We start from the raw sequence: 12,397 nt of genomic DNA, 5'->3' as shown, positions 1-12,397 counted from the left end.
TGGGAGGGCTTGTCCTCGAACGCCGGACGGGTTGGGAGGGCTTGTCCTCGAACGCCGGAAGGGCTGGGTTGGCTCGGCCTCGAGCGCCGGACGGCTGGGTTGGCTCGCCCTCAAGCGTCGGGCGGGCTGAAGGGATCGTTCTCGAACGGGGGACGGGCTTGGGTGTCCCTCCTCCGTAGTTCCTAGCCGCGGCCGATCGCCGCGAACACCGCGCCGGTCAGCGACGCCAGATCCGCGGGGGACAGCTCGACCTCCAGGCCTCGGCGGCCCGCCGAGACACAGATCGTCCCGTGGGTTCGCGCCGACGCGTCCAGCACCGTGGGAAGCCGCTTGCGCTGGCCCAGGGGGGAGATGCCGCCCCGGACGTAGCCCGTGGTCCGTTCCGCCGCCGCCGGGTCCGCCATGGTCGCCCGCTTGCCGCCGACCGCCGAGGCGAGGGCCTTCAGGTCCAGGGAGCCGGCGACCGGGACGACAGCGACGGTCAGGTGGCCGTCCACGTCGGCCACCAGGGTCTTGAACACCCGGTCGGGGGAGACGCCCAGCGCCTCGGCCGCCTCCTCGCCGTAGGAGGCCGACGCCGGGTCGTGCTCGTAGGCGTGCACCGTGAACGGCGTGCCGGCCGCGGTCAGCGCGACCGTGGCCGGGGTGCCGCCGGACTGGTGCTGCTTCTTCGCCTTCTTCGCCACGGGGGAGTGGCCCTCCGGTCGCTCAGTTGGGGTAGGTGGGGGCGCGGGTCAGGTCCACCGCGGGCAGCGACGGCAGATGCCGGATGACGGCGGTCTCGGCACGCAGCAGCGTCAGCTCCTCGCGGAGCCGGGTCGCGGTGTCCGGGGCCTGGAGCAGACGCTGCTTGGCGGGGATGTCCAGCACGGCCGCGGCGGCGACCAGGTACGAGACGACGGACGGGTCGTCGGGCAGGTCCGCGCCGGTGGTGAGGGAGCGTTCGCTCGCGCCCGCCAGCCGCTTCTGGTAGCTGCGGAAGGCCCGCAGGACGCCCTCGGCGAGCGCACCCGCGTCCTCGCCCGGATCCTCCTCCAGCTCTTCGAGCTCGGCCGTCAGACAGGGGCCGCTCGCGTCCACCGAGAGCAGCCGGACACGGGTGGTGCCGGTCGCGAGGACCTCGAAGCTGCCGTCCGACCGCTCCCGGATCTTCGCCGCGTCGGCGATACAGCCCACCCGGTGGAACGTCTGGAGGGGATCGGGGCCGAAACCGTCCGCCGGGCCGCGCTCGACGGGAACGCGCCCCGGGTCCGGCATTCCGGCGGCCGTCGGGGCGGTCTCGCGGCCGTCGCGGATCGCGACCACGGCGAAGCGGCGCGGTTCGTCCTCATCGGTCTTCAGCAGTTCGCGCATCATGGCGCGATAACGCTCCTCGAAGACGTTAAGCGGCAGCACGAGGCCGGGGAACAGCACCGCGTTCAGCGGGAACAGAGGCAGGCGGGCGGTGGTCACAACGGTCAAGCGTAATGGCCGCGGGTCCGTCCCCGGTCGGCCCGGTGTCGTAAGGGCGTCACGGACGCCACCTGGAGCCGTGCGCCGTCGCGTGCGTCGAGGAACCTGCCGAGCGGATCGTCGGACACCGAGGACCACGGGAACGAGGCGGCGTGGGGTCCGATCCGCCGGAACTGTTCCAGTGCCTCGTCCCAGCGTCCCCGTACGACCAGCACGTACGCGAGCAGATTGCGGACCTCGGCCGGCCAGGGGTCGTTGGGTTCGAAGGAGACGGAGAGGGATATCGCCAGATCCGCAGCCCGGTCGATCCGTTCCACCTGCACCGAGGTGGTCCGCACGTCCGGTCCCTCGGTCAGCACGGCGAAGGCCGCCCGCAGCGGCAGTGCCTGCACCAGGGAACTGGGCAGCGAGTCCTCGGCGGCGCGCTCGGCGAAGTCGAAGCACTCGCGGTGCGAGCCGTACCAGGCGGCGGAGAGGTACTGGAGGGCGGCGACATGGCAGCCGTAGTGGTGCGTGGAGCGCTGTATGGCCTGCTCCCACAGCGCCTCGAACGTCGTGTGCGTGGCATGGGTGCCGCGGGCGTGGTCGAGCGCGAGGCGCCAGGGCACCGGATCGCGCGGATCGCACTCCGCCGCGGCCGTGATCATCGGCCCCACCTCGCGCAGCTGCTCCGCGCGGGCGGGCGACTCCCAGGCGCGCGACAGGGCGAGCTGGGCCTTGACGAGCAGCGCGTCGGGGTCGTGCGGGGCGACGGCCAGCCAGTCGCCCAGCCAGCCGTCCCGGCTGCGGGCGAAGGCGACGAGCCGGTGCAGATAGCGGTCCCGGCACTCCCACTCGCCCGCGTCCCGGGTGGTGGCCAGCAGCTTCGCGGCCGGTTCGTACTCCCCGAGCGCGGCGGCGACCAGCGCGGGCGAGAGTTTCTCGTCGGGGGCGTCGAGCATCACCGCATGGTCCGCGGGCAACCCGGCCGACAGTTCCGGGGTGTGCCGGATCATGCGCGCGGTACGGAGCAGAGCGCGGAGGAAAGGCATGGTGCAGACCATTGAAAAGCGCTGGTCGGGGCGGCGCCAGAGGGGCGCTGTGAAACTTTGGTGCCGAGTGAATGGGTTGCCCCGGGGATGGACAAGAAAGAGTAAAGGAAATCGTGGAATCTGGCCTGTTCCTGTCGTTCCGGGGGTAGAGGGGCGTGGTGTGCTCCGGGCGGTGGGTATGCGCTCGGACACCGCTCCACCCGTTCGTGGAACGGGTGGAGGCCGGCTGCGGAGGCGGGGTGGAGCCGCTCGGCGGTCAGCTGCGGCGCAGCAGCCGTGAGGCGCCTGCCGCGACGGTGGTGGCCAGTATCCAACCCAGCAGGATCAGGGCGGCTGCCACCCACTGCCAGCCGCCCTCCATCAGCCAGTAGCCGTCCTGGCCGAGATTGATCACCGGCACCAGCAGATCCAGCGCGTACAGCGCGGGGTTCCACTCCGGATGCTCGCTCCCCTTGATCGCCGCCGGCCGGTACTGCGAGAAGGCCACCGCTCCCGCCGCCCACAGCACCGCCATCCACACCGCGGCCCGCCCCGGCCGGTAGCCGTACGCCACCGTCCAGTCCTGGAGATAGCCCCAGAGCTTCGCCGCGGGCGGCAGGGTCTCGCGGCGCCGCCGCTGCTTGGCGAGCAGCACCTCGCGGGCGTCCGCGTCCTCGCCGCTGCTGCGCAGCACGGCGGCCAGCCGCTCGTACGGCTCCGGCACGTACTCCGGGGTCGCCGCCGCCACCCACTCCAGGCGCCGGGAGAGCGGGAAGTGCCCGTACGGGACGAGGTTCTCGTACACGAATCCGCCCATCGCCAGGCCGCCCGGACCGGGCCAGCTGGTCGACACGTCGATCAGCGTGACGATCTTCGCCCCGTTCAGCACCACCCGGCCCTGGGCCGGGCGTTCCGGGTTGAACCTCAGTTCGGGAGCCACTATCCGGCGCAGCGACAGCTCCTCGTGGCCGACGAGGACGAAGACGGCCTTGTGCAGATCGACCGCGTCACCGAACCGTCCGTCGTCCAGCCGGACCCCGCCCCGGCACCGGAAGACCTGCGCGCGGGTGCCGTGCGCAGGCGTCGGGGACGTGACGATCCCGTACGGGGGGGTGTTGCCCTGGTTCCCGGTGTCCACGCTGACCCACGCCTCGCTCATGTACAGCGTCCGCTCCACGCTCAGCTGCGGGGCGTTCAGCGCCCGGAGCCCCTGCGTGGCCCGGAGCCGGCTGCCGCGCAGGCTCAGCGAACCGCCGACCTTCGCCCCGCGCAGGCTCAGCTCGCCGAGCGTCTCGATCATCTCGGCCTGGAGGTCCTGCGCGACGGCGAGCCCGTCGCCGATGAACGCCCGCCCCTGCCGGTCGGGGCCGATGTCGATCTGGTTGATCAGCAGATCCGTGCCGATCTGCGCGTCCGTGAGGCGGATGCCCCGCTCGACCCGGCAGCGCGGCAGATGCAGATCGCCCTCGGTGCGCAGCCGGGCCGCCTCCAGCCGTGGAATCGCGCACCCGACCATCCGCAATGTCGTGAAGTGGCACTCGGGCAGCACCACTTCCTGTTCGAAGCGGCAGCCGGTCAGTTCCACGTACGGATCGACCCGCCCGCCCGCGAGATCCAGCTTCCCGGTGATCCGCAAGCCCCGGAGCTTCAGCGCGGCCACCCGGCCGGGCCTGGCCTTCGGGCCGCTCAGCAGCAGCCGGGCGACGACCCGGGCGTCCACGCTGCGCTCCAGGCCCCAGGCGAGCGGGGCGAACGGATCGTTGAGCGCCGTGTCACGGGCGCGCAGATCGTAGGTGGTCCCGTTCCTGAAGGACTGCCACATGCCCAGCTCGGCCGCGCTGAGACCGTCCGGGAAATCCCCGTCGTGCGGTTCGGTCACCGACGCCCCTTCCGCTCGGAGCCTTGGACCGACCGGCACAAAGGGGGCCGGTCGGTAACCCCGTTATTCCCTCTGAGTGACCATATGAACGCTAATAGTCAGCCGTGACAGCGAGGGCATGTATCAGCCAGTGATACGGGCGTCCGGGCGTCTGGGGCGGTCTGAGAGAATTGCGGTGTGATCTCTCGAATCGATCTGCGCGGCGATGCCCTCCCCGAGGGTGGCGCCCTGCGCGACCTGCTGCCCCGTGCCGAGTTCGACGTGGAAGCCGCCCTGGAGACGGTGCGGCCCATCTGCGAGGACGTACGCCATCGTGGCTCGGCGGCAGTGATCGACTGGGGGGAGAAATTCGACGGGGTGCGGATCGGCTCGATCCGGGTCCCGGCCGAGGCGGTCACCGAGGCGCTGGAGCGGCTCGATCCCGCCGTGCGCGCCGCCCTGGAGGAGTCGATCCGCCGCGCCCGCCTCGTCCACCGCGAGCAGCGCCGCACCACCCGCACCACCCAGGTCGTCCCCGGCGGCACCGTCACCGAGAAGTGGGTGCCGGTCGAGCGCGTCGGGCTGTACGTGCCCGGCGGGCGCTCCGTCTACCCGTCCTCCGTCGTCATGAACGTCGTCCCGGCCCAGGAGGCGGGCGTCGAGGGCATCGCCGTCTCCTCCCCGCCGCAGAAGGAGTTCGGCGGACTGCCGCACCCGACGATCCTGGCGGCCTGCGCCCTGCTGGGCGTCGACGAGGTGTACGCGGCCGGCGGCGCCCAGGCCGTCGCGATGTTCGCGTACGGAACGGCGGAGTGCCTGCCGGTCAACCTCGTCACCGGCCCCGGCAACATCTACGTCGCCGCCGCCAAGCGCCTCCTCAAGGGCCGCATCGGCATCGACGCCGAGGCCGGGCCCACCGAGATCGCGATCCTCGCCGACTCCGCCGCCGACCCGGTGCACGTCGCCGCCGACCTGATCAGCCAGGCCGAGCACGACCCGATGGCCGCCGCGGTGCTGGTGACCGACTCCGAGGAGCTCGCCGCCGCCACCGAGGCCGAGCTGAAGCCGCAGGTCGCCGCGACCAAGCACGTCACCGACCGGATCGAGCCCGCGCTGGCCGGCCGCCAGTCCGCGATCGTCCTGGTCAACGACCTGGAGGACGGCCTCAAGGTCGTCGACGCGTACGCCGCCGAGCACCTGGAGATCCAGACCGCCGACGCCGCCGCCGTCGCCGACCGGGTCCGTAACGCCGGAGCGGTCTTCGTCGGCCCCTGGTCCCCGGTCTCGCTCGGCGACTACTGCGCCGGCTCCAACCACGTACTGCCCACCGGCGGCTGCGCCTGCCACTCCTCGGGCCTGTCCGTGCAGTCCTTCCTGCGCGGCATCCACATCGTCGACTACACCCGCGACGCGCTCGCCGAGGTCACGCACCACGTCGTGACCCTCGCCGAGGCGGAGGACCTCCCCGCCCACGGCGCCGCGCTCAAGGCCAGGTTCGGCTGGAAGGTCCCGCAGCAGTGAGAGACGACAGCACCACGAACGCCGGCGGTACGCACAGCGGCACCACCCGCAACGCCTGGGACGACCTCCCGATCCGGGACGAACTGCGCGGCCAGTCCCCGTACGGGGCGCCCCAGCTCGACGTACCGGTCCGGCTGAACACCAACGAGAACCCCTACCCGCTCCCCGAGGCACTGGTCGACCGGATCGCCGAACGGGTCCGCGAGGCAGCCCGCGACCTCAACCGCTACCCCGACCGGGACGCCGTCGAGCTCCGCACCGAGCTCGCCCGCTACCTCAGCCGCACCGCCGGGCACCAGGTCACCCGTGCCAACGTCTGGGCGGCCAACGGATCCAACGAGGTGCTCCAGCAACTGCTGCAGACCTTCGGTGGTCCCGGACGCACCGCGATCGGCTTCGAGCCCTCGTACTCGATGCACGCCCTCATCGCCCGCGGCACCGGAACGGGCTGGATCTCCGGGCCGCGCAACGACGACTTCACCATCGACGTGGACGCGGCCCGCGCGGTCATCGCGCGCGAGCGCCCCGATGTCGTCTTCATCACCTCGCCCAACAACCCCACCGGCACCGCCGTCGACGCCGAGACCGTCCTCGCGCTGTACGACGCCGCGCAGGCCGCTCGGCCGTCGATGGTCGTGGTCGACGAGGCGTACGGCGAATTCAGCCACCACGCGTCACTGCTGCCGCTGATCGGGGGCCGCCCCCACCTGGTGCTCTCGCGCACCATGTCGAAGGCGTTCGGCGCCGCCGGACTGCGGCTCGGCTACCTCGCCGCGGACCCCGCCGTCGTGGACGCGGTCCAGCTGGTGCGTCTCCCGTACCACCTGTCCTCCGTCACCCAGGCCACCGCGCTCGCCGCCCTGGAGCACACCGATACGCTCCTCGGATACGTCGCCCAGCTCAAGAGCGAACGCGACCGGATCGTCACCGAGCTGCGCGCTCTCGGCTTCGACGTCACCGACTCGGACGCCAACTTCGTCCAGTTCGGCCGCTTCGCCGACAGCCACGCGGCCTGGCAGCACATCCTCGACCGGGGCGTCCTGGTCCGGGACAACGGCGTACCGGGATGGCTGCGGGTCTCCGCAGGGACCCCGGCAGAGAACGACGCGTTCCTCGATGCGGTACGCACGCTTGTAAATGAGATCGCCAAGAAGGAGCACGACGCATGACTCGCGAGGCCCGCGTAGGAAGAGTGGAGCGGACCACCAAGGAAACCTCCGTGCTCGTCGAGATCAACCTCGACGGCACCGGCAAGGTCGATGTCGCGACCGGGGTCGGCTTCTACGACCACATGCTCGACCAGCTCGGCCGCCACGGACTCTTCGACCTCACGGTCAAGACGGACGGCGACCTGCACATCGACTCGCACCACACCATCGAGGACACCGCCCTCGCGCTCGGCGCCGCCTTCAAGCAGGCCCTCGGCGACAAGGTCGGCATCTACCGCTTCGGCAACTGCACCGTCCCGCTGGACGAGTCGCTCGCCCAGGTCACCGTCGACCTCTCCGGCCGCCCCTACCTGGTGCACACCGAGCCCGAGAACATGGCGCCGATGATCGGCGAGTACGACACGACGATGACCCGGCACATCCTGGAGTCCTTCGTCGCCCAGGCGCAGATCGCCCTCCACGTCCACGTCCCGTACGGACGCAACGCCCACCACATCGTGGAGTGCCAGTTCAAGGCGCTCGCCCGGGCCCTGCGCTACGCCAGCGAGCGCGACGGGCGCGCGGCCGGAATCCTCCCCTCCACGAAGGGCGCGCTGTGACCGGCCTCAACACCATCCTGATCCTGGTCGGCCTCTTCCTGGCCGGCGGGGTCTACTCCTTCTCGAAGCAGGGCATGCCCAAGGGCGTCATCGTGCTGCTCGGAATCGGCTCCGTGATGTGCCTGGTCGCAGGCGTCATGCGGATCCAGGGACTCTGGGACTAGGGGCGGGCGTGGACACCAAGAAGAAGGTCGTCGTCTTCGACTACGGCTTCGGCAACATCCGCTCCGCCGAGCGCGCCCTCGCCCGGGTCGGCGCCGATGTCGAGATCACCCGCGACTTCGACACGGCGATGAACGCCGACGGGCTGCTGGTGCCCGGCGTCGGCGCGTTCTCCGCCTGCATGGAAGGCCTGAAGAAGGCCCGCGGCGAATGGATCATCGGCCGCAGGCTCTCCGGCGGGCGCCCCGTCATGGGCATCTGCGTCGGCATGCAGATCCTCTTCGAGCGCGGCATCGAGCACGGCGTGGAGACCGAGGGACTCGACGAGTGGCCGGGCACCGTCGGCCCGCTCAAGGCCGACGTCGTCCCGCACATGGGGTGGAACACCGTCGAGGCCCCCGAGGACTCCCGGCTGTTCGCCGGACTCGACCCCGAGGCCCGCTACTACTTCGTGCACTCGTACGCGGCGCACGAGTGGTCCCTCGAAGTCACCAACGCCAAGATCCGTGCCCCCAGGGTCACCTGGGCCACGCACGGTGAACGGTTCGTGGCGGCCGTGGAGAACGGCGCGCTGTGGGCCACCCAGTTCCACCCCGAGAAGTCCGGCGACGCCGGCGCCCAGCTGCTGACCAACTGGATCGAGACGCTGTAATGCCGAAGCTTGAACTGCTCCCCGCCGTAGACGTCCGCGACGGCCAGGCGGTCCGCCTGGTGCACGGCGAGTCCGGCTCCGAGACCTCCTACGGCTCCCCGCTGGAGGCCGCACTCGCCTGGCAGCGCGCCGGCGCCGAGTGGCTGCACCTCGTCGACCTGGACGCCGCCTTCGGCACCGGCGACAACCGCGCGCTCATCGCCGAAGTGGCCGGTGCCATGGACATCAAGGTCGAGCTCTCCGGCGGCATCCGCGACGACGCCTCGCTCGCCGCCGCCCTCGCCACCGGCTGCCGCCGGGTCAACCTCGGCACCGCCGCCCTGGAGACCCCCGAGTGGGTCGCCAAGGTCATCGCCGAGCACGGCGACCAGATCGCGGTCGGCCTCGACGTGCGCGGTACCACGCTGCGCGGCCGCGGCTGGACCCGCGACGGCGGCGACCTCTACGAGACGCTCGCCCGCCTCGACTCCGAGGGCTGCGCCCGCTACGTCGTCACCGACATCGCCAAGGACGGCACGCTCCAGGGCCCCAACCTGGAACTCCTGAAGAACGTCTGCGCCGCCACCGACAAGCCCGTCGTCGCCTCCGGCGGCGTCTCCTCGCTCGACGACCTGCGGGCCATCTCCTCGCTCGTCCCGGCGGGCGTCGAGGGCGCGATCGTCGGCAAGGCGCTGTACGCGAAGGCGTTCACCCTGGAAGAGGCGCTCAAGGCGGTCGCCGCATGACGGACTCCGTCAACCGGATCTCCTCCGGCGCACCCTGGGAGGAGCAGTTCGGCTACTCCCGCGCGGTCGAGCTCCCGGGCGGCCTGGTGCTGGTGGCCGGGTGCACCTCGGTGGCCGGCGGGGAGATCTCCGCCGGCGGCCCCTACGAGCAGGCCGTCGCCTCCTTCGAGGTCGCGTTCGAGGCGCTGAAGCAGGTGGGCCTCGGCCGCGAGGACGTCGTGCGGACCCGGATGTACCTCACGCACGCCCGGGACGTCGACGACGTCGGCCGCGCCCACAAGGAGCTGTTCGACGACGTGCGCCCCGCAGCCACCATGGTCATCGTGTCCGGTCTCGTGGACCCGAGCCTGGTCGTCGAGATCGAGATCGAGGCCTATCGGGCAGGTGCCCGGTGACGCTCGCGGTACGAGTCATCCCCTGCCTCGACGTGGACAACGGCCGCGTCGTCAAGGGCGTCAACTTCCAGAACCTGCGCGACGCCGGTGACCCCGTCGAGATGGCGAAGCTGTACGACGCCGAGGGCGCCGACGAGCTGACCTTCCTCGACATCACCGCCTCCAGCGGCGACCGCGAGACGACCTACGACGTGGTGCGCCGCACCGCCGAGCAGGTCTTCATCCCGCTCACCGTCGGCGGCGGCGTCCGCACCACCGACGACGTCGACAAGCTGCTGCGGGCCGGCGCGGACAAGGTCGGCGTCAACACCGCCGCCATCGCCCGCCCGGAGCTGATCCGGGAGATCGCCGAGCGCTTCGGCCGCCAGGTCCTGGTGCTCTCCGTGGACGCCCGGCGCACCCCCGCCGGCACCTTCGAGGTCACCACGCACGGCGGCCGCAAGGGCACCGGCATCGACGCCGTCGAATGGGCACACCGGGCCGCCGAGCTCGGTGCGGGCGAGATCCTGCTCAACTCGATGGACGCCGACGGCACGAAGGACGGCTACGACACCGAGATGATCGCGGCCGTCCGGGGTCACGTGACCGTGCCCGTCATCGCCTCCGGCGGTGCGGGGCGGCTCGCGGACTTCGCACCGGCCGTCGGCGCCGGAGCCGACGCGGTCCTCGCCGCGTCCGTCTTCCACTTCGGCGATCTGCGGATCTCCGAGGTCAAGGGCGCTCTCCGGGAGGCCGGCCACCCGGTCCGCTGAGGGCGGGCAGGTGTCACCGGCCGCGAAGACCGGTGAAGTTGCCGATGTGTGCGACCGGGGTGCACCGCGAAAGTGGCGACCGCCAGAGAAATACGGCGGTTTCCACGCGGTGCACCCCGAAGGCCCCAGGTGACGACGGGCTCCCGGTCCCTGCCCGGCGTGGCTCCCGCCACGACCGAGAGGACCCCCTCGTGCAGCAGCACCTCCCCTCCGGCGACATCTCCCCGCGCCACCGGATGTCCAAGAGCCGCTCCCGCATCGTCAAGGGCCTGCTGGCCGCCACCGTCGCCACCGCGGGTCTGTGCACCGCGCTGATGCCGGGCGCCCAGGCCGCCGGAAATCCCTACGAGCGCGGCCCGGCCCCGAGCAGTTCGAGCATCGAGGCGAGCCGCGGTTCGTACGCGGTCTCGCAGACCAGCGTCTCCTCGCTGAGCGTCAGCGGCTTCGGTGGCGGCACGGTCTACTACCCGACGTCGACCGCGGACGGCACCTTCGGCGCGGTCGCCATCGCGCCCGGCTTCACCGCCTACCAGTCCAGCATCGCCTGGCTCGGGCCGCGGCTCGCCTCGCAGGGCTTCGTCGTCTTCACCATCGACACCAACACCACGATGGACCAGCCCGACAGCCGCGGCCGCCAGCTCCTGGCCGCGCTCGACTACCTGACGCGGACGAGCTCGGTGCGCGGCCGGATCGACACCACCCGGCTCGGCGTGATGGGCCACTCCATGGGCGGTGGCGGCACCCTGGAGGCCGCGAAGAGCCGCACTGCGCTGAAGGCGGCGATACCGCTGACCGGCTGGAACCTCGACACCACCTGGCCCGAGGTCCGTACCCCTACCCTGATCTTCGGCGCCGACGGCGACACGATCGCCCCCGTCGCCACCCACTCCGAGCCGTTCTACCAGTCGCTCCCGAGCAGCCTGGACAAGGCGTACGTGGAGCTGCGCGGGGCCACGCACTTCACCCCGAACTCCTCCAACACCACGATCGCGAAGTACAGCATTTCGTGGCTGAAGCGCTTCATCGACAACGACACCCGGTACGAGCAGTTCCTGTGCCCGCTGCCGGCGGTGAGCCTGACGGTCGCCGAGTCCCGGGGCAACTGCCCCCACACCTCGTAGTTCCTGACGGCGGATGAGGGGCCGGACCGCGAACCGCGGTCCGGCCCCTCATCCGCCCCCGGCCCCTCCCGGCGCAGGGCCCCACTGTGTGCGCGCACAGCCGATCGCGGCCCGCCCTGGGAGGGTGCCCCGCAACCGGCCGCGGACCGGGCGGCGGCGGACGCACACCTTCCGAGCCCGTTCACGCGGAAGTAACGTGCCGGCGGTGACCCCAATGACGACCGTGCACAGTCCCCTCCGGCTGTACGGCCGCAGCGGTGAACTCGCCGTCCTGGACACGCTGTCGGCGCGACTGCGCGACGGCGACGGCGGTGCGCTGGTGCTGACCGCGCTGCCCGGCATCGGCCGCACCGCCCTCCTGGACAGAGCCGTCGCCGCGCACCGCGAACGCGCCACCGGCCCCGTCCTGACCGTCACCGCGGCCCCCGCCGAACAACGGCTGCCCCACAGCGGGCTGCACGCCCTGCTCTGCTCCGCGCCCGGCCCGCTCCCGCTGCCGCCCGACCAGGTGCTGCGCGACGGCATCGGACCGGCGGCCCTGCTCGCCCTGCTGCGGGAACTCGGCGCGGACCGGCCGCTGCTGGTGTGCGTGGACGACGCGCACCTCTGGGACGCCGAATCGCGCGCCGCCCTCGGCTTCGCGGCCCGCAGGCTCGGCGCGGGCAGCCGGGTGGCGGTGGTGCTCGGCGCCGGGGACGGGGCGGGCTTCGCGGGGCTGCCCGCGCTCCGGCCCGGCCCGCTCGACGACGACGCGGCGGCGGCCCTCCTGGACCGGCTCACCGACGCCGCGGGCGCCGCGGACCACCTGGTCGACCCGGTGGTCCGCGGCGAACTGCTGCGGGAGGCGGCCGGGAACCCGCGACTGCTCACCGGACTCGCCGGCCGGCTCACCCCCGACCAGCTCGCCGGGCGGAGTGCGCTGCCCTCCCCGCTGCCCGGTGGCGAGGACGTCCTGGACGCGCACGCCGCCCGCCTCGGCGG

At 72.1% G+C, this 12,397-nt stretch carries 14 protein-coding genes; 10 read left to right on the top strand and 4 right to left on the bottom strand.

All coding sequences use genetic code 11. The features are described from left to right. Positions 1-182 precede the first annotated feature (182 nt). From ybaK to J1C73_RS16340, 4 genes are all read right to left on the bottom strand, one after another. Positions 183-686, bottom strand: a complete 504-nt coding sequence (gene ybaK, locus J1C73_RS16355) for a Cys-tRNA(Pro) deacylase (RefSeq protein ID WP_123469937.1) — start codon at positions 684-686, stop codon at positions 183-185. A gap of 22 nt (positions 687-708) precedes the next feature. Beyond that, on the bottom strand, positions 709-1,452 hold the full coding sequence (locus tag J1C73_RS16350; protein WP_123469935.1) for an LON peptidase substrate-binding domain-containing protein: 744 nt from the start codon (positions 1,450-1,452) through the stop codon (positions 709-711). Positions 1,453-1,457: 5 nt separating this feature from the next. Then, positions 1,458-2,495 carry a hypothetical protein gene (locus J1C73_RS16345; protein ID WP_207317028.1) on the bottom strand — a complete coding sequence of 346 codons (1,038 nt, stop codon included), beginning with the start codon at positions 2,493-2,495 and terminating at the stop codon, positions 1,458-1,460. A gap of 244 nt (positions 2,496-2,739) precedes the next feature. Next, complete coding sequence (locus J1C73_RS16340; RefSeq protein WP_207317027.1) at positions 2,740-4,341, bottom strand: oxidoreductase; 1,602 nt, start codon at positions 4,339-4,341, stop codon at positions 2,740-2,742. Positions 4,342-4,518: 177 nt separating this feature from the next. Between J1C73_RS16340 and hisD the strand changes: the two genes are divergently transcribed. From hisD to J1C73_RS16290, 10 genes are all read left to right on the top strand, one after another. Then, positions 4,519-5,841 carry a histidinol dehydrogenase gene (gene hisD, locus J1C73_RS16335; RefSeq protein WP_207317026.1) on the top strand — a complete coding sequence of 441 codons (1,323 nt, stop codon included), beginning with the start codon at positions 4,519-4,521 and terminating at the stop codon, positions 5,839-5,841. Continuing rightward, positions 5,838-7,010, top strand: a complete 1,173-nt coding sequence (locus J1C73_RS16330) for a histidinol-phosphate transaminase (RefSeq protein WP_207317025.1) — start codon at positions 5,838-5,840, stop codon at positions 7,008-7,010. Before hisD ends, J1C73_RS16330 begins: the two co-directional genes overlap by 4 nt. Next, positions 7,007-7,609: an imidazoleglycerol-phosphate dehydratase HisB gene (gene hisB, locus J1C73_RS16325; protein WP_207317024.1), complete on the top strand. Its 603-nt coding sequence runs from the start codon at positions 7,007-7,009 to the stop codon at positions 7,607-7,609. The genes J1C73_RS16330 and hisB overlap by 4 nt, the downstream gene beginning before the upstream one ends. Further along, on the top strand, positions 7,606-7,773 hold the full coding sequence (locus J1C73_RS16320) for a CG2302 family histidine operon protein (protein ID WP_164494307.1): 168 nt from the start codon (positions 7,606-7,608) through the stop codon (positions 7,771-7,773). Before hisB ends, J1C73_RS16320 begins: the two co-directional genes overlap by 4 nt. An 8-nt stretch (positions 7,774-7,781) precedes the next feature. Continuing rightward, positions 7,782-8,423 carry an imidazole glycerol phosphate synthase subunit HisH gene (gene hisH, locus J1C73_RS16315; protein ID WP_123469919.1) on the top strand — a complete coding sequence of 214 codons (642 nt, stop codon included), beginning with the start codon at positions 7,782-7,784 and terminating at the stop codon, positions 8,421-8,423. Continuing rightward, positions 8,423-9,148: a bifunctional 1-(5-phosphoribosyl)-5-((5-phosphoribosylamino)methylideneamino)imidazole-4-carboxamide isomerase/phosphoribosylanthranilate isomerase PriA gene (priA, locus tag J1C73_RS16310; protein WP_207317023.1), complete on the top strand. Its 726-nt coding sequence runs from the start codon at positions 8,423-8,425 to the stop codon at positions 9,146-9,148. Before hisH ends, priA begins: the two co-directional genes overlap by 1 nt. Next, complete coding sequence (locus J1C73_RS16305) at positions 9,145-9,543, top strand: RidA family protein (protein ID WP_123469915.1); 399 nt, start codon at positions 9,145-9,147, stop codon at positions 9,541-9,543. The genes priA and J1C73_RS16305 overlap by 4 nt, the downstream gene beginning before the upstream one ends. Continuing rightward, positions 9,540-10,295 (top strand): imidazole glycerol phosphate synthase subunit HisF, encoded by a 756-nt coding sequence (gene hisF, locus J1C73_RS16300; RefSeq protein ID WP_123469913.1) that lies wholly within the window; start codon positions 9,540-9,542, stop codon positions 10,293-10,295. Before J1C73_RS16305 ends, hisF begins: the two co-directional genes overlap by 4 nt. Positions 10,296-10,486: 191 nt before the next feature. Further along, a complete protein-coding gene (bdeA, locus tag J1C73_RS16295) occupies positions 10,487-11,416 on the top strand; it encodes a bis(hydroxyethyl) terephthalate hydrolase (protein WP_207317022.1) in 930 nt (309 codons plus the stop codon). 214 nt (positions 11,417-11,630) lie between these two features. After that, positions 11,631-12,397, top strand: a 767-nt coding sequence (locus J1C73_RS16290) for an ATP-binding protein (RefSeq protein WP_242644265.1), incomplete at its 3' end; no start/stop codon positions are given.

The sequence above is a fragment of the Streptomyces laculatispora genome (genome assembly GCF_017353455.1).
Lineage (GTDB): Bacteria > Actinomycetota > Actinomycetes > Streptomycetales > Streptomycetaceae > Streptomyces > Streptomyces laculatispora.
Note: the sequence above shows the minus strand (reverse complement) of the source record. Positions and strands in the feature narration are given on the sequence as shown.